This window comes from Legionella donaldsonii, assembly GCF_900452385.1.
In the GTDB taxonomy this organism is placed as follows: Bacteria; Pseudomonadota; Gammaproteobacteria; order Legionellales; family Legionellaceae; genus Tatlockia; species Tatlockia donaldsonii.
This window is the reverse complement of the sequence record NZ_UGOA01000001.1, coordinates 1,232,151-1,251,517: the sequence shown is the minus strand read 5'-3', so window position 1 is coordinate 1,251,517 and position 19,367 is coordinate 1,232,151. Positions and strand designations below refer to the sequence as shown.

The following is a 19,367-nucleotide window of genomic DNA, read 5'->3' as shown; positions in this document are numbered from 1 at the left end:
TAATGTTGAGTATTGGTTAATAACCAACACACTGTCAAATAAATGACTATATTTTTTATTAGTGTCATAAATAATTAACACGGTGTCTTTCCTTGTTTTTCCTATCGATAGCAATTGATGTAAGCAAATCCATTACATGCATTACCAAAACATAGTTTTTGATTACCAATAGCCTTCGTGGCAGCTACTTTATCTTGCTTGGCATATCGACGCGCGGCTAAATAACCCAAGCGGCGACAAAATGAATAAGCCGCTCGCTCTCCACACCCCTTTCGTCCGTCATAACACCAATCAACACGGTAATTATTATAACGGGGGTAGACAAAGCGTCTTAAACGATAGTGGTAGGATTTTGGTGGTTTGTGGCTCATATTAGCAACGCAGCGAATCGTTTTAAAACCATTGCAACGCCAACCCTTACACTGTGCCCTACACGCTGGAGAAGTAGACATGTAATTGGTCAAACCGACGTTGTAATCAATAATTTGTTGATTCGCATAGGCATAACCCATTATCCGGCAATAACGAGTGGCTACCTGGATACCACAAATCTTGCCACCGAGCATGCAATAATTCAAACGCTCCCCATGATAAGTAGGAAGCCAAAAACTGCGATAAAAATTATCTTTACTCATCCCTGCATAGGTATTAGGCAATATCGATAGCGCTAATACACAAATTACGAGATATCGGTAAAAAACAATCATTATAACAATCCTTTAGTAACTTATCTCCCATGTTAGCCTATGCCCGTCAGCAAAAAAAGAGGGGATAAAACTAATCCATTAATACTGTGTTTTCAAAAATCGATCTTGCTATAAAAAAAGCGATGCGTATCATTTTTAATAAATCTCATCACGCTATTATCTCTCTGCAAATGAAAATTATATTCATAAATAGAATTTCTTTAAGAAATTAGTTTGCTCACCTCAAAAGAAACGAGTAATGTATTGATAAAAATCATTTATAAATGAATAAGTTTTAATATTGTCTGTAATCAAAACGTGCTGGATTCTTAATCCAGTATCAAAGTAAAAGGATAATTGCTTTGAATTGGAAATTACTTGTCTCCAAACGCATTTTTTGGATCTTGGCAGGTTTCGCTATTATGATACTTATTCCCTGGCTGATTGTGAGTTGTGCAAAACACTTCTCCAAGCCGCCTGAGGTCGTTATTCCTTTAGTGCACCAGGGACGCCGCCTGATTATTCCTGAAAAATCACCACTACGAAAATTAATTACTATTCAAACGACTACCAAACAAACCATAGAAGATCCTTTTACTATTCCAGCGATGGTTGAGGCCGATCCAGCCACATTGGTTAAGGTGCTACCCCCCCTTTTAGGACGAATCAGTACTCTTAATAAACGCCTTGGTGATTCAGTCAAAACAGGTGAAATCTTGTTTACCATTGATTCCGCTGAGCTGGCTCAAGCATTGAGTGATGTCGATAAAGCGAAGGCTGCATGGGTATTTGCAACACAGAATCTCAAACGCCAGGAAAAACTGACTGTCTCCAATATCGCCGCTCGCCATGATACAGAAGAGGCGCAGAATAATTATGAGCAAGCAGTCAGTGAACTTGCACGGGCCAAAGCCCGATTAATTGAATTACGTGTAGAAAATACTGGCAATGACGACAAGCATGTCCTGGTTGTTCGCTCTCCGCTTTCCGGGCATGTTATCGAATTAAATGCTGCGATAGGAGGCTATTGGAATGATACAACCCAGCCAATCATGACCGTAGCTGATTTATCGAAGGTATACATTACCGCGAATGCTCAGGAAAAAGATATCAGTAACATTTATCCTGGTCAAAAAGTCAAAATAGTATTGGATGCTTATCGCCAACCTATACAATGCGTCGTTCATCACATTGGCGCCGTCGTGAACCCCAATACGCGTACGGTCAATATTCAAATGATTCACGACAATCAAGACGGACGACTAAAGCCCAATATGTTTGCCAAAGCAATCTTCTACGGTAATCCCCATGAAAGTATCGTCTTACCGCTGACAGCAGTTATTCAACGAGGATTTGACAGTATTGTTTTTATTGAAACCGCGCCGTGGCAATTTGAGACAAGAATCGTCAAAACCGGTGCCCAGCTTGACGAACACATCGAGATTGTTTCGGGTTTGCATGTTAATGAGCGAGTGGTAGTAACTGGGGGAATCATATTGAATGATTGAAAATTTAGTCACTCAGTGCTTTAAACGCCGCGGAATTGTTGTTCTTGTTTTTATCTTTGTCGCTTTCTATGGTTTTTATTGCTGGAAGCAAATCCCTTTGGAGGCCTACCCTGATATAGCCCCCACTACCTCACAGGTGATTACTCAGGTGAATGGACTTGCAGCAGAAGAAGTTGAGCAACAAATAACTATTCCACTGGAACGAGAGATTATAGGTACGCCCGGTATGAGTGTCATGCGTTCGCGCAGCACCTTCGGTTTATCCTTGATTACGGTCATCTTTCGCGATGGTGCACCCAATTATTGGTCCCGGCAGCGTCTACTCGAACGAATTAACGATGTCGCGCTGCCTTATGGTGCCCAACCAGGTTTAGATGCCTTAACCTCTCCTATTGGTGAAATCTATCGCTATACCCTGCAGTCACAGACACATACCTTGGCTGAATTATCCGAATTACAGTTCTGGAAAGTCATTCCCAAGCTTAAACAAGTGCCGGGTGTTGTTGAGGTGGCTAATTTTGGGGGCCTGACCACTCAGTTTCTACTGGAGTTTGATCCGATAAAATTGGCCAAATATAAACTTTCGCTGGGACAAATTACCCAGGCGATTAATGCAAACAATGCCAGTGCTGGTGGCAGTATTATGAAACGAGGGGAGCAAGGTATTGTTGTCCGTGGTGTGGGTTTAATTCACAACCTCAACGATTTTGCGAATATTCAAATAACTCAATACAACAATATTCCAGTGTTCATTAAAGATATTGGTGAAGTGAAGCTAGGTAGTAAGGAGCGTCACGGCATTGTTGGCAAAGATGAGCAAGGTGATGTTATCGAAGGGATAACCCAAATGCTTAAAAAAGAAAACCCTTCACAAGTTATGGACGGTGTACATAAGACCGTCGATGCCCTCAATAAACACATCTTGCCCAAGGGAGTGAAAATTGTTCCCTATATTGATCGCAGCGATCTGGTCCATGCGACTGTTCATACGGTTGGTAAAACCTTATTTGACGGCATGACAATGGTTGCCCTTGTTCTACTGTTTTTTCTAGGGAGTGTAAGAGCAGCTGCGATTGTAGCTCTAACCATCCCACTCTCTTTATTAATCGCTTTTATCTGTATGTATAATTTCGACATTCCTGCCAACCTGTTATCACTGGGGGCAATCGACTTCGGGATCATTGTTGATGGTGGGATCGTCGTAATGGAAAATATTTTGCGCCGCCGTGAAGAAGATGAAAAGGCAATATTAACTGAAGACGATATTCTGCAATCAACCTTGCAAGTCACCCAACCCATTTTCTTTGGTATTCTCGTTATCATCACTGCTTATTCCGTTCTCTTTGCCTTCCAGCAAATTGAATATAAATTATTTTCACCCATGGCCTTTGCAGTGGGCTTTGCCTTGATTGGTGCCTTATTAGTCGCCTTAACACTAATTCCCGGCCTTGCTTATTGGTCTTATCACAATCCTATTCACATCTATAAAAATCGCTTTCTCTTATGGATAATGCCGCGCTATGAATCATTATTAGCGCGCTTGATTGGTAAGAATAAACTAGTTGTGGGGTTATTTCTCTCTACTTTCCTGGTGGTTACCCTTCTGGGAATGTCTATTGGAAGAGATTTTCTGCCTTATCTTGATGAGGGTTCTATCTGGTTACAGGTCACTCTTCCTCCCGGTATTTCGCTGGATAAAGCAGCACAGATGGCTGCCGAATTACGGGCAGCTACCATGGAATTCAAAGAAGTTGATCATATTGTTACTCAAGTCGGACGTAACGATGAAGGTACCGATCCTTTTACACCTTCACATATCGAATGCGCCATTACCCTGCATCCTTACAATACCTGGAAATCCGGATGGAGCAAACAAGAGTTGATCAAACATCTCCAAAGCAGGTATGCACAATTAGCCGGAATTCAGGTTGCCTTTTCACAACCAATGATTGACGGTGTATTAGATAAAGTAGCGGGTGCTCATAGTGACTTGGTTGTTAAAGTATACGGTAATAATTTTCGTGGCGTCCGACATCTTGCTACATCGATTGTGCAGCTATTAAAAACTGTTCCTGGCGCCCAAGATGTCATTATTGATCAAGAGCCGCCGATGACAGAGCTTCGCATTGATGTTGATAGAGCTGCGATTGCCCGTTTAGGAATCGACATCGCTGATATCATGGCACTTATTCAAACCGGTATTGGCGGCAGTCCAGTTACCCGAATTTACATTGAAGATCGCAGTTATGATGTCGCAGTAAGATTCAATGAAACCGCCCGCAATAATCCGCAAGCAATTGGCAATATGTTGCTGAGCACAGCTAATGGAGCGCAAGTTGCATTAGGACAGCTCGCTAAAATCAGATTTGTAGAAGGTCAAACGACTATCACGCGCGAAATGGGTCGACGCCAACTAACCGTACGTTTAAACCTGCGGGGGCGTGACTTGGTATCCTTTACCAACGAAGCAAAAAAGCTGCTTGCTCGTAACATTCACTATGATCATACTGACTATGAAATTACTTGGGGTGGGCAATTAGAAAACCAACAGCGAGCGCAAGCAAGGCTTGCTGTCATTATTCCTATGCTGATGGGGTTAATGTTGGTTTTATTATTTTCTCAATTTGGTAATTTACGCCAACCCGGTCTAATCCTTCTCGCAGTACCTCTGGCAATGTTTGGTGGTTTAGTTGCCCTCATTCTACGCGGAATGACTTTGAACGTATCCAGTGCCGTCGGCTTCATAGCCCTGTTTGGAGTCGCTGTACTCAATGCCATCATTATGATTTCCAATCTCAATCGCTGGCAAAAAGAACATAAGGGCAGCTTGAAAGAAGCAGTTATTCACGGTGCCAAGGAGCGATTACGACCTGTTTTAATGACCGCCACCGTTGCGGCAATTGGAATGATCCCCGCTGCCACAACCCATGGCTTGGGCTCTGATGTCCAACGTCCTTTAGCAACAGTGATTGTTGGTGGCTTGGTATCCGCGACAGCACTCACACTCCTTCTTTTACCCGCGCTGTATTATTTTATTGAAGAGCGCATGATAGCAGGGAAGATTAAAAAAGAAATCCGTACAAACAGGAAAGAACCATGAGAAATACGTGGGGACTAAAGTATCGCCATGCAGGCTATCATCTCCTCTCGGCACTTATAGCAACCAGTATGTTAAATAGTTGTGTTATGGGCCCTGATTTTCATCGCCCACCCCCACCAAAAATAAAACAGTACACCGCTCAACCATTACCGGCTTCCACCATTTCTGTAAAAACTACAGGAGGAAATAAGCAATACCTGGTTAATAACTTGGACATACCAGCACAGTGGTGGAAACTATTTCACTCTCAGCCGCTCAACGATTTGATAGCATCCGCCTTGCAGACTAATCCCGATCTAAAAGCTGCAGCAGCTGCGTTGCGTGTAGCCCAAGAAAATGCAATGGCTCAACGTGCTACTTTATTGCCCTACGTTTCTGCCAATTTAAATCCAACTCGTCATCTAACTGCACACACCCTATCCAGTATCGTTGCATCAAATGCCTATGTTTACAGTTTAACAACCCCTCAACTTACAGTGTCTTATGTTCCTGACGTCTTTGGTGCCAATATGCGGCAAGTTGAATCCTTGCAAGCACAGGCTGAGACGGCTCTTTTTCAGCAGGAAGCTATTTACCTGACTCTGACTTCCAATGTGGTGATGGCAGTTATCCAAGAAGCGTCTATCAGGGAACAAATCAAAGCAACCCAACGAAGTATTGCTATTGCACAAAAACAACTGGACATGATGCTAAAGCAACAAAGCGTAGGCCAAATTGGTGCCGTTGCAGTTGCGGCACAACAAGCAGCACTTGCACAGGCACAAACCGTTTTACCCCCATTGCAAAAACAACTTGCCCAGCAACGTCATTTACTTTCTGTTCTCTGTGGTCATTTTCCCAGCGAAGAATTTGCGCAGAAATTTGAGCTAAGCTCACTGACTCTCCCAGAAAAACTTCCCCTTGGAATACCGGCACGTCTGATTGAACAACGCCCTGATATCCGCGCCGCTGAAGCGCAAATACACGCTGCCAGTGCACAAATTGGTGTTGCCATTGCCAATCAACTGCCTAATATTTTGATAACCGCTGATGCTGGTAGCTCTGCGATTGAATTGGGAACCTTATTTAGCTCATTAACCAAATTTTGGGATATCGGCCTCAATTTGACCCAGCCGGTCTTTGATGCGGGCGCTTTGTTACATAAAAAACGCGCAGCAATTGCCGCTTATCAACAAGCTGTGGAGCAATACCGCAGTGTCGTGCTTGCCTCTTTTCAGGACGTTGCCGATACCCTCAAGGCAATTCAATTTGATGCAATCAGTCTAAAGACAGCAGCCAATGCAACCCAAGCGGCTCGAAAGAGCCTTGCCATCGCTCAGCAACAATGGGAAGCTGGAGCAGTTGATCATCTATTTGTATTAAATGCCCAACAAAATTACCAACAGGCTCTGATTACGCTTGCACAAAATCAGGCGAATCGTTTTATAGATACTGCTGCTTTATTTCAGGCACTAGGTGGCGGTTGGTGGAATCGAGACGTATGCTCTCCAGTAAAGGCTTAACCTGTTTGCTTACACTATCAGTTCATGGAGGATCTTATCTTGACTACTCGTAAACGGATTTGGTATCAAAGCTTTGTTGCCCCCACTGAGCAAGCAAATTATTTAAAGCATCTACAAGATCAATTGAATCAGTATGCGGACAAAGAGTTTCAGTTTGAAGTACATGGCTTAACCCCTGCAGATAAAAACCTGCATCCACTTACCGAGTTTCGCTGTGCCATGCAAACTATTCGTAATGCTGTGCAAGCCGAAAAACAAGGTTACGATGCTTTTGTTATTGGTCATTTTCAAGAACCCGGCATTAACGAGATAAAAGCCTGCGTAGATATTCCTGTGATTGGCTTAGGTGAGTCCACTATGCTGCATGCTTGCAGCTTGGGACATAAAATAGGCCTTGTCACCATCAATCCTGTTTTCATTCCCTGGCATGAAAACCAAATTAACTATTATGGATTGCAACAACGAATTACTGCTGTTAGCGCTGTCGAGGCAAAAGTGCAAGATTTTGAACAAGCTTTTACCAATTCGTCTGTTTATCAAAAACTGCTTCATGCGTTTACTGAACAAATTAGACCGATGATTGCAAAAGGGGTAGAAGTAGTTCTGTTGGCAGGCGGTTTGCCGATGTTGTTACTCGCTCGGCAAAAAAACTTTACTATTGATGGTGCAATTGTAATCAATGGCATAGCGGTTTGTGTCAAAGGGACGGAGATGACCCTCAAACTCAAAGAATTAACCGGAGGATTTATCAGCCGGCGCGGCATCTACCAAAAAGCTAACCAGGAAACAGTCACCGAATTCCTTCATTTACTTAAAGAAGAAAAATTTGATTAAGCCTAGGTACGTCCCCTATAACCACCCTGTTGGGGGACGCGTTCAACCGATGCTTGCTAATAGGTTACTTGCACTTTATCGGGGCCCAATAAATCAGCTAGTAGAAGGACTAGTTCATCACTCGGTTTAACGCACCACTTTGTACCCATAGTCAAGGTAGCGTTGGCATTGGTGTTGGAATAACGAATTTGTACCACACAACCTCCCTGGTTAGCCTTTAAAATGGATTGCAAGGCTGGAAGTCTATCTCCGTCGGCAGCGGTCATGGATAATAGGAGGCATTTAGCAAAACGCGTACGGGCTTCCTCTATCGTATATAATTGATTCGCTGTCATTTTGACGCCACCACTATAATCATCAGTAGCGATTTCACCCTCAACAACGATCATCTGTCCAGTTTGGACATCCGTTTGTAAGGCTTCATACACTTCGGAAAAAACAACAACGTCCAATTTGGCAGTAGAATCCTCCAAACCAATAATTGTTAGCTTTTTACCTCGCTTAGTCATCACTCGTCTGATTGCAGTGACCAATCCACATAGCATAGCCTTTTTGCTTGCTGCCGGATTGAGTCGTGCGATCAAACTGATAAATCCTTTAAATTCCTGGCAATATTGCTGTGCTGGATGCCCCGATAAATAAAGGCCCAGTGTTTCTTTTTCGCCATTTAAGCGTTGCATTTCAGGCCAGGGTTTACAGGCAACATAATCTTCCTGATTACTTACATCTTCTAATAAAGCGAATAAATCAGTCTGACCGCTGTTTTGGTTTTGGTGGGTCTTATCTGCTACCTTTAACGCTTTTTCAAGGGATGCATAGAGAACCGCACGATCAACATGCCACTCATCCATGGCCCCCGCTTTAATCAGGGCTTCCAGAACACGGCGGTTGACTTTGCGTAAATCCAACCGTTGGCAAAAACTAAATAATCCTGGATAAGAGCCAGCCGCTTTTCGTTCGTCAACAATACAATTAATTGCAGCTTCCCCGACCCCTTTGATAGCACCTAGTCCATACAGAATGGTCTGATTATCAGCGACAGTAAATTGATAGCTTGATGTATTAATACCAGGAGGTAAAACATTGAGCTTCATTTGTCCACACTCATCAATAAAGGTCACTACCTTATCGGTATTATCCATATCAGATGACATAACCGCCGCCATAAAGGCTGCGGGATAATGTGCTTTCAGCCAGGCAGTTTGGTAAGCAACCAAGGCATAGGCGGCTGAATGTGATTTGTTAAAACCATAACCGGCAAATTTTTCCATTAAGTCAAAAATATAGGTAGCGGTTTGCTCGCTAACGCCACGCGCTGTAGCTCCTTCAGTAAAAATGGTTCGTTGTTGTGCCATTTCTTCTGGTTTTTTCTTGCCCATAGCACGACGGAGTAAATCTGCAGCACCCAAGGTATAATTGGCTAATACCTGGGCAATTTGCATCACCTGTTCCTGATAAAGAATGACACCATACGTAGGCTTTAAAATAGGTTCCAGATCAGGATGAGGGTACTCGACTTTTGCTCTGCCATGTTTTCGATCAATAAAATCATCCACCATCCCTGACTGCAAAGGCCCAGGGCGAAAAAGTGCGACCAACGCAATAATATCTTCAAAACAGTCCGGCTGCAGGCGATGGATTAATTCTTTCATACCACGGGATTCCAGCTGGAATACGGCCGTGGTTTGACAGGCTTTCAAAAGATCAAAGGTCTTCTCATCATCGGTTGGAATCATACTGATATCAATAGCTGATTCCCCTTGCTCTCGCTTCTGCTTATTAACGATGGCAAGTGCCCAATCAATGATGGTCAGGGTTCGTAAACCCAAAAAGTCGAATTTTACCAGCCCGGCTGCTTCGACATCATCTTTGTCAAATTGACTGACTATCTGAGTGGAGTTTTGTTCACAATAAATAGCGGTAAAGTCGGTTAGCTTCGACGGTGCGATTACCACACCGCCCGCATGTTTACCGGCGTTACGAGTAATACCCTCCAGTTTTAGGGCCAAATCAAACAACTCTTTGACCTCTTCCTCATCCTGATAACGGCGCCGTAACTCCTCTTCATCCTCGAGAGCCTTGCTTAACGTCATCCCAATTTCAAAGGGAATTAATTTGGCAAGTTTATCGACAAAACCATAGGGATGCCCCAATACACGGCCTACATCACGCACAACTGCCTTGGCAGCCATTGTACCGAAGGTAATGATTTGCGACACACTTTGCCGACCATATTTCTCAGCAACATAATCAATAACCCTATCGCGCCCTTCCATGCAAAAATCAATATCGAAATCCGGCATCGATACACGCTCTGGATTTAGAAAACGCTCAAAGAGTAGTTCATACTGCAAGGGATCGAGATCGGTAATTTTTAGCGCATACGCTACTAAGGAACCAGCTCCCGAACCTCTGCCTGGCCCTACAGGTACGCCATTTTGTTTTGCCCACTGGATAAAGTCAGCCACAATCAAGAAATATCCGGGGAAACCCATCGCATTGATGACATCAAGCTCGATTTGCAACCGCCTGTCATAGGGCAAACGGGCGCTCTGAATGAGGTCTGGTGGTTGATTACGAAAAATCAGGGCAAGGCGTTCCTCCAAACCCTGTTTTGATAATTGGGATAAGTACTCTTCAACCGTTGAGCCGTCAGGAATGGGAAAATTAGGTAAATAATTGTTGCCTAAATCAAGTTTTAAGGTACAACGTTTACTGATTTCGACGGTATTTTCTATCGCCTGTGGTAAATCTTTAAACAACTCAACCATTTCGTCTGCTGAGCGTAAATATTGTGCTGCACTATATTGTTGATTACGTCTGGGATCAGCAAGACTCAATCCTTCGTGGATACAAACACGCGCCTCGTGCGCCTCAAAATCATCTTTTGCGATAAAACACACATCATTTGTAGCAACCAGAGGTAAATGCAGCTCCTCGGCCAAAGCAACAATACGCTCATTATACTCTGACTCATCGGTGCGATCGGTCCGCTGTATTTCCAAATAAAAACGATTGGGAAAGACTGCTGCAAACGATTTGGCCAGATCATAAGCACCTGGCTCATCACCTGCCAACAAGGCTTTACCGATGGAGCCCTTACGGCCACCTGATAACGCAATCAACCCTTCGGAATACGCGGCTATCCAATCGTGATGAACGCGTGGTTGTCCCTGGTATTGCCCTTCTTGATACGCTTTCGACACCAAACGGGTTAGATTGCGGTAACCAGTTTCATTTTGACACAAGAGAACGAGAGACGACAGTTGCTCAGGATTTTCCGGATCATGACAAGGCAAATCGCCACCAATAATAGGCTTGACTCCCCGTTCAATCGCTGCTTTAAATACTTTAACAGCAGCAAAGAGATTACAAAAATCGGTAACAGCAACTGCATTCATCCCTTTTTCAACAAGGGTTTTCATCAATGGTTTAATGCGTACTAAACCATCAACCATCGAAAACTCTGTATGGACGCGTAAATGAACGAATCGCGGTTGCATAAGAAAGACCTATCCCCAAAATGATGACTGCACTCTACCGAAGACAACCAGGTAGAGCAAGCATGAAAACACCAAAAAATGGTAGATCACGTTTTCACAGGCTGTCGCATCTTTGGAACAAAACACATGACGCTGTAATAAATAACATTTTGCACAATGACTGTTATTTATGATCGATTAATCCCCCATATGGAAATAGGTGTTATACAAATTAATGTAAGCACTTCCACTTTCTATGTTGATTAATTGTTGGTTAATACTGTTTATTAACGCTTGGTTTTGGGGCAAAGCAACAATGCCAATTCCATCAGCAACTTTCATAGGGGTTTCAAGCGCATCAAACTGATCCCCGCCATTAAGTTCCCAGTAATTCGCTTCGTTATTATCCAAAAATACCGCAGTAACATTTCCGCTAGACAAATCACTGATGAGCGATTCTATATCGTCAAAAAGTTTAACCTGAAATGTGTTACCGTATTTGGCAACGAAAAAGCGATAAAATAATCCGCGACCAGGTTCCCCACTCTCTTTAACTAGTCCAACGGTGGATCCCTGCGGTATATCCTTGATAGCATTAATTTTGCTACTTCTTAAAACGACAAATTGTCCCTTACTAAGTAAATAAGGGTAAGAATAAATATAGGGATCGCCACCCGAGGAGGAGAGGTAAAAAGGAATACTGTCAATACCTATGTCTATAGACCCCTTCAGTAACTCCTCAAACAGTTGGTAATAAGGCATTTGTATCAAAGTGCATTGCTGATTCATTCGTTGACAAATGAGTTTTATCAATTGAATTTCAAAACCCTGGTCGAGGGAAAGAACATAGGGCGGATCAAATTTAACAGTTCCCACGCGAATATCTGCATAGGCATAACTGGATAGCCAAGTAAAAAACCATACGCCAATAAAAATATTAGCCCATTTCGGGTAGCCACCTTTTGTTTTTGGGGAAAATCCATTATCCATTCTTAACTCTCACCTCAATGAGCTTATACAAAATACAAAACACCAATCACTTATAAGCTAATAATAGCTAACTCCTCCAGATTTTAACTTAATCAATTCTTAAGCTTACGTGTTTTACACTAAAAGTAAATCAAGAGGAGACTATCATGTCTAACAAATTATTATCTGAGCGTTTGATGGGTGAATTAGATGCAATTGGCGTTCCCAGTTTAATGACTGAGCGAGTTCAGGCATGCTCCAAACTATTTAAATTACCCAAATTTAAAATTGAAGCACTATTGCATGGCGTCGTTTTTGAATCCAAATCTATTCAAACTATTGCTGATGAACTGGCAGTCACTGTGGAGTGGCTATTAGGCGACAATAATGCCAAGAAGAAAAACCATTAATTTTTGTGCTTGGAAAGAAAGCCCCTGCCGAGTTTAAAAGCAATATAACAACTGGCCAATAAACTCGGTATAGCTTGCCTAAACAGGAATTAGTTTCTACTTAATCTGACCGATTGAAAAAACGAGCGCTTCCGGTTTTGACAGAAGTGCGAACTTTAAACAAAACCGGACAGACACTTCTAGAAACTCTAAGCTCTTGCTTGATGCGGATCAAACGCATCTCGTAGTGCATCAGCAAAAAGGTTAGACGCTAAAACGAGGGTAAACATAAAAGCGAACGCTGAGATCATGGGCCACCAAACAAGGGGCTCCCTTGCCAACTCTAACCGGGCACCGTTGATCATGTTGCCCCAGCTGATAGTCATTGGTGAAACCCCAACACCGACATAAGAAAGTACCGCTTCAGCAAGCACCAAAAAACTAAAATCCAACACCAGGGTAATTAATACAATGTGCATGACATTGGGCAGTAAATGTTTACGCAGTATAGTCAAAGAACTACTCCCCAAAGCACGGGCAGCCATCACGTAATCCACTTCTCTAAGCTTTAAGGCTTCAGCACGAAGCAAGCGGCATAAACTGGTCCAGCTGGTTACTCCCAAAATCAGACACAACGCAAATAAACGCGCATCGGCATTTTTACTCAGGGTGGAAAATTGTTGCGGGTGATTGGCAATATAGGTCTGCATCGATAATACCGACGCAGTAATCAGCAATACACCAGGAATTGAACTAAGTGTGGTATAAAGATATTGAATAAGATCGTCAACGATGCCACCAAAGTAACCTGCTGCTATGCCGAGTATTAAAGCCAGAGGCAACATAAACAAGGTTGTCAGAATACCGATGATAAGACCGGTACGAATACTTTTTACCGTGTAATAAAAAATATCCTGCCCGATTTTTCCAGTACCTAAAAGATGCAATTCCCGCGACAGCCAATAACTATAGAGTAAAACCATAACACATAAGAAAAAGGTCACTAGAGCAGCCAAACCGGCTTTTTTGGGGGTAAAGTGCCAGCGCTTATTGGTAACCCTCTTAGCTGTAATCATAAGCAACCAAAGTACTAGAGTCAGGCTAACACTCCATGCCAATGCCTTCCCGAATAGTTGTTTAATTCGCCAGAATTTATCGGCCTCATTTTTTATCTGGGCAGGTGGGTATTTTAAACGAGGATAGACCTGCTCTACTTTATCGCCAACCAAAATTGTTTCCACACTGTATAAATTTAGTGCTAACGGGGCTGAATAGGTCTTTTCAAAACTGTCTCCCAACGGTGCCATTACTCGATCTAGCACAGAGTCGTTTTGGTGCAAATGAATGGAATCGATAACACCAATAGCGAGAAAAAAACACAGGACAATACCGGCACTTACAGCCAGAGGCCTTCTAAAAATGCGCTTAAAGGCCTGTCTCGTATGCACTTTACGTAAACTGAAAAGCGTGATTATTAAACTAATGATTAACACGCCAAGAAAACACTGATCGGTCCATAAGAGTTCCATCTCAGCCCAACCTCACTCGCGGATCAACTAGCGTGTAGGAAATATCAGTCAAGATTAAGCCTACAATGTAGAGAATTGACCCTAAGAACACCATAGCCCTGACAATAGCAAAATCCTGTTGCTGAATCGCATCAATAATATAGCTGCCTAATCCTGGCACGCCAAAAAATGATTCCAGCACTAAACTTCCCATAAATAAGGAAGGAATAATCACAACAACACCCGTCAGAATAGGTAAAAGTGCATTTTTTAGCACATGACGAAACAAGACGATTGATTCTGATAATCCTTTTGCACGTGCTGTTTTCACATAATCCTTATTCATTTCTTCCAAAAATAACGTGCGGTACCATCGCGAACCGGCGCCTACCCCCGCCAAGACTGCAACGAGTACTGGCAAAACAATAAATTTAATACTATCTAAACCATCATCATACCCAGAGATAGGAACTAATCGCAGTACCTTACCGAAAATATATTGGCCGCCGATAATATAAAAAAGACTGGAAATGGACATGAGGATAATGCAAATAACAACACCACTTAAATCCAGGTAGGTTGTGCGAAAAAAAGCCATCGACATCGCAAAAATAATATCAGCCAGCATCCCAAACAGTAAGATAGGAATCGCAATCGCCAAACTAGGCCACATGCGATGGGAAATATCATAGCTGATATCTCTGCCGCCATCAGAAATGCCAAAATCAAAAGCAAACAAGCGCAGTGATTTTTGGAAAAAAAGAGTCTCTGTCACTTGTTTGAGTCCTGATTTTTCAGCGTTATAAAAAAGAGGCAAATCATAGCCTCGTTGCACTTTCCACTGCATAATCGCTGCTGGCTTCACATATTTTTGGCCTAACTGCATACGCGCCATATCATCCGGTGAATTCACCATAAAAAATAAGGCGAAAGTGATCACGTTAATACCCAGCAAGATAGGAATGGCATAAACAATACGACGCAATAAATAATAGGTCATCATTTGATTCTCACAGCGCTCTGCTTCTCTTTGCGGCGATAAGCAATCAACAAGGGTAGTAAAGTTAAAACAAATAATAACAATAACAAACCCAAGGGCCAAAACACCGGCTTGTTCCAACGATCCCGTAATGCATTACGCAAATCCACATCAACAGCAAGGTACTTCAGGGTATTACGACTAAAGGTGCTGGGCTTCGTGGCTGAAACCCACTGTTGACTTAAAATCAAAGTTTCCGAATTGATTCCCCACACCCAAGGTGCATCATGCCTGACAATCTCAACCATCTTATCAATGAGTAATTGCCGTTGCGGATCATTAGGATGATTCTTCATTAATTCAAATAAACGATCATAGCGACGATTGGAATAATTAGCGGCGTTTTCACCGCCATGTTTCACCTTACCATTTGCCGTATAAAGCATGAATAAAAAATTTTCCGGATCAGGATAATCAGCGTTCCAACCCCAACTAAAAATTTGCGCATTGCCACTCCGCATCTTGTCCTGAAAACGATTATACTGCGTCGCCCGTACATTCAGATCAATGCCAATTTTAGCCAATTGCTTGCGCATCCAATCAAGTTGCGCTTTATCATCGGGTCCGCCCGTGATGGGTACATCATAATGCAAAATTAACGCTCTACCCGTTTTAGGATTGCGTCCACCTGGATACCCTGCTTCACGCATTAAAGCCCTGGCATCAGCAATATTACGCCGTTTTGCTCTGCCTCCTTCCCATCGATACACATAAGGATTAATGCCTTCTTTTCCTTCCTTATAACCAAAAATGCCCGGTGGAATTGGACCTTGTGCAGGATTACCACGACCGTTATAAAAAATGGCAATATTCTCATCAAAATTGACGGCAATCGAAATCGCTAAGCGTAATTTGCGTGCTCGCTCGCTAGTTCCCCCGACCACACTATCCAGCATGTTAAAACCCAAATAATAAATGGCTGGATCAGTGGTTTTGGTCAAAGTCATTTTCTTCGCAACCATAGAGGATGTGAGCCTTGGTTCGCCCGTCGAACTGATTTGAATCGCCTGATCAAAGCTATCCTCACTCACTCCCGACGTATCATAATAACCTTGCATGAACTTATTCCATCTCGGGATCGATTCCTTTTCCAAGGTAAAAACAGCTTGATCAATTAAAGGCAGGCGCTCACCGGCATGCGATAAATAACCCGCATCCCTATCTTCTTGCCCACCATGGGAAGGAAAATAGTCCTCACGAAAATTAGGATTTTTACTCAGCACCATCCGCTTGTTCGGATTATTTTCACTCAGCATGAAAGGGCCTGTGCCAACGGGATACCAATCAAACCCTAAATTATTATCATCCATTCCAGGTTGTGAATAGAAACGATCCGCTTCCCAGGGGACTGGAGCAAAAAAAGGCATAGCCAGCCAAAACAAAAATTGCGGGTACTGCCCCTTGAGGGTAATCTCAAACGTGTAATCATCAATTTTGCGCAAACCAGCCATGCCATATTTTCTTAAATCGACAAAATCATCCGGATTAATCATCATTGGCAAGATACTGGCAAACTCCCTAAAACCAATGATGTGTTCACTCATTAACCCATAGATCGGCGAATTAACCGCTGGATTGGCCAACCGCTTGATTTCATAAATATAATCATCGGCAAGAAGCTCTCGCGTTCCTGTATATTCGAAATCAGATAAACTGCTGATATCGTTCTCATCAAGATAATCAGCCGATAATTGAAGATAACGGTAATTACCCTTTTCATCCTTCGCCAAAGCCGGATGCGGTTGGAAGAAAATACCTGGCTTGATATGAATGGTGTAGCTTGAATAAGCAACCTCTCCGTCATCAGGATTGGAAAGCGCCCGGTTTGAACGATCGAAATACCGCACTTGCGGCATGCTGGTGGCATTTAGAGGCACCAGTTTGTAAGGACGCAGCAAATAATCATATTCCAGTACCGGCTCATAAATTTGCGATGTGAATTGGTATTCGTTGCTGGAATAAGATTTAGCTGGATCCAGTGTTTTGGGTTGCTCGTTGAAAGACGAATAAAAAATTTCCTGCAAACGCTCGTCTTCTGGATAAGGATTGTTTAATACCCACCCGGCATAGGAGGTAAGCAACGTACTAAACAGTATTAAGAATACGATCCCTTGTCTGCAGAATACTGTCAAAGTACAAATCCTGATATACGATAATTCAAAGGTCTTATGATGTGAGCCGCTAAGGCTTTAGTCAAGTACGCAGCTAGCGTTTTCACATCGACTTGGCCACTCCCTCTCCCGCGAAGAACCTTATTTATCGACCTTAATCCAGTTTCTTTCGCGGGAGAGGGAGAGCGATCTTTCTATCAAAGTTGACGAAGAAATTCATCCTCATCCAACACCTTAACACCAAGCGCCTGGGCTTTATCAAGTTTCGAACCGGCTTCACTACCTGCGACTACAAAATCAGTCTTGGTCGATACACTGCCTGCAACCTTGGCCCCAACTGCCAAGAGACGTGCTTTTGCATCTTCACGCCCCATACTGGTCAATGTTCCTGTCAGTACCATTGTCTTCCCGTGGAAAGGATGATTAACATCCAATTGTTTGCGCTCTTCCTTCGGCCAATGCACGCCTTGAGCCAAGAGCTTATTAATGACCTCAACATTATGGGATTGGGCAAAGAAGTGCACCACATGATAAGCACCAATAGGCCCAATGTCTCGCAGTGCCATGAGCTGTTCTGCTGTGGCATTTTTTAACGATTCAATATCAGAAAACTCAGTCGCTAATACGCGCGCGCTCACTTCCCCAACCTCCCGAATACCCAAGGCGTAGAGAAAGCGGGCAAACGTTGTTTGCTTACTTTGCTCAATGGCAGTCAATAAATTCTCTGCCGATTTTTTACCCATCCGCTCGAGGTTAGCTAAAGTATCCAGATCCAGGGTATATAAATCAGCGACATCGCGGACAATCTCTTGGTCGATTAATTGCTCGATAAGAACTTCACCCAAGCCATCGATCGCCATCGCTCGTCTCGAAGCAAAATGCCATAACATTTGTTGGAGTTGCGCCTTACAGAATAATCCGCCAGTGCAACGGGCGACTGCCTCTCCTTCTTCTCTGAAAACGCCTGCACCACAAACCGGGCAATGAGTAGGCATCTGGATCAATTGTGTATCTTCAGGCCGTTTTTCCAATACAACAGAAACAACCTCCGGAATCACATCACCCGCACGGCGGACAACCACCGTATCGCCGATACGAATATCTTTGCGTTTGATTTCATCCATGTTGTGTAAGGTCGCGTTACTGACGGTAACACCCGCTACACTCACAGGATTTAATCGTGCAACGGGTGTTAATGCCCCAGTCCGTCCGACCTGAAAATCAACGGCATGGATCTGAGTCATTTCCTCACTGGCAGGAAACTTATGGGCGCAGGCAAACCGTGGTGCACGAGCTACGTAGCCTAACTCCTCCTGCAACTCGATATCGTCGATCTTGTAAACCACGCCATCAATTTCATAAGGTAACGATGCTCGTCTCTCTAACATCGATTCATAAAAGGCAAGACAACCGGCAAAACCGTGCACCGTTTTAGTTTCAGCAGAAACCCGAAAACCCAAACTCTGCAACCATTGCAAGCGCTCAAAATGGCTAGTTGGCAATGACCAATTTTTCGGCTCATAACCACCAATACCATAACAGTAAATCGCCAAAGGCCTACTTGCAGTAATTGCAGGATTTAATTGGCGTAAACTGCCTGCCGCCGCATTTCTGGGATTAGCAAAGGTTTTCTCACCATGAGCCCGTGCTTTTTTGTTATAGGCTTCAAAACCGGCCTTCGGCATATACACTTCCCCACGAATCTCAATCAGCTCAGGGGGATTCTCGGTCAATAATTTTAATGGAACAGCTGCAATCGTTCGAATATTATTGGTGATGTTTTCACCCACAGCCCCATCACCCCGTGTAGCCGCACAATCTAATACCCCATTTTTATAGGTGAGACTGACAGCCAAGCCATCCAGTTTAGGCTCGCAAGTAAAGAGCAATGCTTTCTCATCCATCTCCAGACGATCACTGACCCGTTTCATAAATGCTTGCAACTCGTCTGTAGAAAAAACGTTCCCCAACGAACGCATCGGTTGCTGGTGCAAAACCGGTTCAAAAGCACCGGCAGGTTTACCACCGATCCGTTGTGTAGGCGAATCCGCACTGACATAGTGTGGATATTCTGATTCCAGTGCCTGTAATTCCTTAAAACAGCGGTCGTATTCAATATCAGGAACCAAGGGGTCGTCGAGTACGTAATAGTGATAATCATAATCTCTGATACGAGTTCTTAATGTTTTGATTTGATTGAGAATATCCTCATTCATTCATCAACTATCCTTTTAAGATT

At 43.3% G+C, this 19,367-nt stretch carries 12 protein-coding genes; 5 read left to right on the top strand and 7 right to left on the bottom strand.

Annotated features, from left to right (window positions below; translation table 11 throughout):
• Nucleotides 1-101: 101 nt before the first annotated feature.
• A complete protein-coding gene (locus DYC89_RS05840) occupies nt 102-707 on the bottom strand; it encodes a hypothetical protein (RefSeq protein WP_115220922.1) in 606 nt (201 codons plus the stop codon).
• A 341-nt stretch (nt 708-1,048) separates the two neighbouring features.
• Here DYC89_RS05840 and DYC89_RS05835 point away from each other — a divergent pair, with 341 nt between their 5' ends.
• From DYC89_RS05835 to DYC89_RS05820, 4 genes are read left to right on the top strand one after another with little or no spacing between them, the layout of a single operon-like run.
• Nucleotides 1,049-2,194, top strand: coding sequence for an efflux RND transporter periplasmic adaptor subunit (locus tag DYC89_RS05835; RefSeq protein WP_115220921.1), 1,146 nt, complete (start codon nt 1,049-1,051; stop codon nt 2,192-2,194).
• A complete protein-coding gene (locus tag DYC89_RS05830) occupies nt 2,187-5,294 on the top strand; it encodes an efflux RND transporter permease subunit (RefSeq protein WP_115220920.1) in 3,108 nt (1,035 codons plus the stop codon). Before DYC89_RS05835 ends, DYC89_RS05830 begins: the two co-directional genes overlap by 8 nt.
• Nucleotides 5,291-6,796 carry an efflux transporter outer membrane subunit gene (locus tag DYC89_RS05825; RefSeq protein ID WP_115220919.1) on the top strand — a complete coding sequence of 502 codons (1,506 nt, stop codon included), beginning with the start codon at nt 5,291-5,293 and terminating at the stop codon, nt 6,794-6,796. Before DYC89_RS05830 ends, DYC89_RS05825 begins: the two co-directional genes overlap by 4 nt.
• Before the next feature lie 39 nt (nt 6,797-6,835).
• Nucleotides 6,836-7,630, top strand: coding sequence for an aspartate/glutamate racemase family protein (locus tag DYC89_RS05820; RefSeq protein ID WP_147285481.1), 795 nt, complete (start codon nt 6,836-6,838; stop codon nt 7,628-7,630).
• 56 nt (nt 7,631-7,686) lie between these two features.
• On the opposite strand, the gene dnaE is transcribed toward DYC89_RS05820, so the two are convergent.
• Both dnaE and DYC89_RS05810 read right to left on the bottom strand, forming a co-directional pair.
• Nucleotides 7,687-11,133, bottom strand: coding sequence for a DNA polymerase III subunit alpha (gene dnaE / locus DYC89_RS05815; RefSeq protein ID WP_115220917.1), 3,447 nt, complete (start codon nt 11,131-11,133; stop codon nt 7,687-7,689).
• A 177-nt stretch (nt 11,134-11,310) separates the two neighbouring features.
• The gene (locus DYC89_RS05810; protein ID WP_115220916.1) at nt 11,311-12,102 is read right to left on the bottom strand and encodes a transporter substrate-binding domain-containing protein; all 792 of its coding nucleotides are present in this window, start codon (nt 12,100-12,102) and stop codon (nt 11,311-11,313) included.
• A 146-nt stretch (nt 12,103-12,248) separates the two neighbouring features.
• Between DYC89_RS05810 and DYC89_RS05805 the strand changes: the two genes are divergently transcribed.
• Complete coding sequence (locus DYC89_RS05805; RefSeq protein ID WP_115220915.1) at nt 12,249-12,491, top strand: hypothetical protein; 243 nt, start codon at nt 12,249-12,251, stop codon at nt 12,489-12,491.
• A 188-nt stretch (nt 12,492-12,679) separates the two neighbouring features.
• Here DYC89_RS05805 and DYC89_RS05800 read toward each other — a convergent pair whose 3' ends face one another.
• From DYC89_RS05800 to ligA, 4 genes are all read right to left on the bottom strand, one after another.
• Nucleotides 12,680-13,999: an ABC transporter permease gene (locus DYC89_RS05800; protein ID WP_115220914.1), complete on the bottom strand. Its 1,320-nt coding sequence runs from the start codon at nt 13,997-13,999 to the stop codon at nt 12,680-12,682.
• 1 nt (nt 14,000) lies between these two features.
• Nucleotides 14,001-14,978 carry an ABC transporter permease gene (locus DYC89_RS05795; protein WP_115222671.1) on the bottom strand — a complete coding sequence of 326 codons (978 nt, stop codon included), beginning with the start codon at nt 14,976-14,978 and terminating at the stop codon, nt 14,001-14,003.
• The gene (locus DYC89_RS05790; protein WP_181879446.1) at nt 14,978-17,125 is read right to left on the bottom strand and encodes an ABC transporter substrate-binding protein; all 2,148 of its coding nucleotides are present in this window, start codon (nt 17,123-17,125) and stop codon (nt 14,978-14,980) included. The genes DYC89_RS05795 and DYC89_RS05790 overlap by 1 nt, the downstream gene beginning before the upstream one ends.
• Before the next feature lie 200 nt (nt 17,126-17,325).
• Entirely contained in the window at nt 17,326-19,344 is a 2,019-nt protein-coding gene (gene ligA / locus DYC89_RS05785; RefSeq protein ID WP_115220913.1) for an NAD-dependent DNA ligase LigA, read from the bottom strand.
• Nucleotides 19,345-19,367 lie beyond the last annotated feature (23 nt).

Coding starts and splice junctions, on each gene's coding strand:
- DYC89_RS05840 (WP_115220922.1), bottom strand. CDS start 707: ATGATTGTTTTTTACCGATATCTCGTAATTTGTGTATTAGCGCTATCG.
- DYC89_RS05830 (WP_115220920.1), top strand. CDS start 2,187: ATGATTGAAAATTTAGTCACTCAGTGCTTTAAACGCCGCGGAATTGTT.
- DYC89_RS05825 (WP_115220919.1), top strand. CDS start 5,291: ATGAGAAATACGTGGGGACTAAAGTATCGCCATGCAGGCTATCATCTC.
- dnaE (WP_115220917.1), bottom strand. CDS start 11,133: ATGCAACCGCGATTCGTTCATTTACGCGTCCATACAGAGTTTTCGATG.
- DYC89_RS05810 (WP_115220916.1), bottom strand. CDS start 12,102: ATGGATAATGGATTTTCCCCAAAAACAAAAGGTGGCTACCCGAAATGG.
- DYC89_RS05805 (WP_115220915.1), top strand. CDS start 12,249: ATGTCTAACAAATTATTATCTGAGCGTTTGATGGGTGAATTAGATGCA.
- DYC89_RS05800 (WP_115220914.1), bottom strand. CDS start 13,999: ATGGAACTCTTATGGACCGATCAGTGTTTTCTTGGCGTGTTAATCATT.
- DYC89_RS05795 (WP_115222671.1), bottom strand. CDS start 14,978: ATGACCTATTATTTATTGCGTCGTATTGTTTATGCCATTCCTATCTTG.
- ligA (WP_115220913.1), bottom strand. CDS start 19,344: ATGAATGAGGATATTCTCAATCAAATCAAAACATTAAGAACTCGTATC.